This is a genomic window from Streptococcus oralis (assembly GCF_001578705.1).
Lineage (GTDB): Bacteria > Bacillota > Bacilli > Lactobacillales > Streptococcaceae > Streptococcus > Streptococcus oralis_J.
Window position 1 is genome coordinate 36,110 of sequence record NZ_KQ969039.1, and the last position, 1,526, is coordinate 37,635.

The window sequence follows — 1,526 nt, forward strand, 5'->3', positions numbered from 1 at the left end:
ATTGAGAGCTCCATAATAAGAGAACATGATTCGAGCTAGCTTATTTTCGGGTTCTGTGGTATCGAAGTAGTCGTTCACTTCTTTATTGAACACAATATCTTTTATGGCTTGAGTTTGGGCGACTAGTTTAGCTTTACCATCTTTCGAATCTGGCGCCTTGGACAATTGTTCCTCAAAGAAAGCAATGTCTCGCTCATCTTGAAGATGGATGGAAACTTTTAATAGTTCATAGGTTGATATTAAAAATGTATAGTCTCTTAATCTACCCCAAATTTTTTTCAAATTATACTTGGACATATTTTCCTTGGCAGATTGAAAATCTCCTTTTAGATAAGCCACTTGACCTTGGATAAATTGGTAATACTCACGATATGTTGCCCTAAAGGGCTTAATAGACTTTTCTGATTGAACCCTGAACATGTCTACATAGAGCTTAAGATTAATAGCATCGTTTAACATTAGATAAATAACTTTGTTTAGGACAAAACGTAGATATAAACTCCAGATAGCTACAAACAACATCAGTAAAGCAAGTATTAACCCCCACCTTTTTGTTTCAGGTTGGTGTTCTAAAAAAACTCCTACTGCTCCAATAGCTAGTGCTACAGCTGAACTAATTAGAATAACAGTCTCTATTTGTAAAAGAGTGTTTTCTGTCGCCCTACTTACTATTTTTTTTACTAATTTCATATATTACTCCCCTTTATTATTAAAAATAGATATTCCAATAAGGATGCTAGTTAATCCTCCTAGTAATTTTGCAGTTAGCACAGCTCCTGCAGCAGCGATAGCTGAAGGAGCAACTGCTACAGCAACAACAACAACTCCTATTGCGAAAATAGACTCAACTGGATGCTCTGCGACATAGTCAAATGTTCTTTGGAGATGATCCACCGTTCTCACTCCCGTCTCATTAGTCGTCTTAACTGTCGCATAGTCTTGTTTGACCTGGTTATGTTCTTTTACATAGGAAACACGATAACCATCCTCTGACTTGGTACCAACCTCAAGAGAGCGATTCTTATAGCCAAAGCCAATGGAAAGGTTGGGCGCAAGTTTGCTATAGCTTGAACTAATCTTGTCTGCTAGACTGAACTCACCCGTTATAGAATAGTCCTTTAGTCCTATCTTCGTCTTATAATTGGGCTTTTCATCTAGGAAATCTGTACTCAGTCCCCCTACGCTATACTCTCCTTCTTGACTTAACTTACCATCTTTATATTTAGTGTTAAAAGTGATGGCACTTTCCCCTTTGAAGTGACCTTTTATCTGGATTTTACTCTTGAGATAGTGCTGACCATCGTCATATACTGTGATCTCCTTCTCAAACGTAACTTCATTCCCTTTCAAGAAATCAATCAGTTCCTGAGGTTTCTTACCGCCATTCCCATGGGAGGCAAGAGAGATCGTACGACCCAAGGTCTGGAGATCCTGTTCACTCATCTGACTCAAGTCAAAGGCCGTTTCTGGATTATAATGTCGAATATAACGGATTAGTTCTTCGTGCAGAGTTTTAGAATTCTCGA

1 protein-coding gene and 1 pseudogene are annotated in these 1,526 nt (G+C 38.2%); both read right to left on the bottom strand.

Annotated elements, in window-relative coordinates; genetic code table 11:
• Positions 1-690 (bottom strand): hypothetical protein (locus SORDD05_RS08245; RefSeq protein ID WP_061418923.1); only part of this gene is annotated, 690 nt, incomplete at its 3' end.
• Between the two features lie 3 nt (positions 691-693).
• A pseudogene (locus SORDD05_RS08250) lies at positions 694-1,526 on the bottom strand (hypothetical protein); the annotation flags it as partial.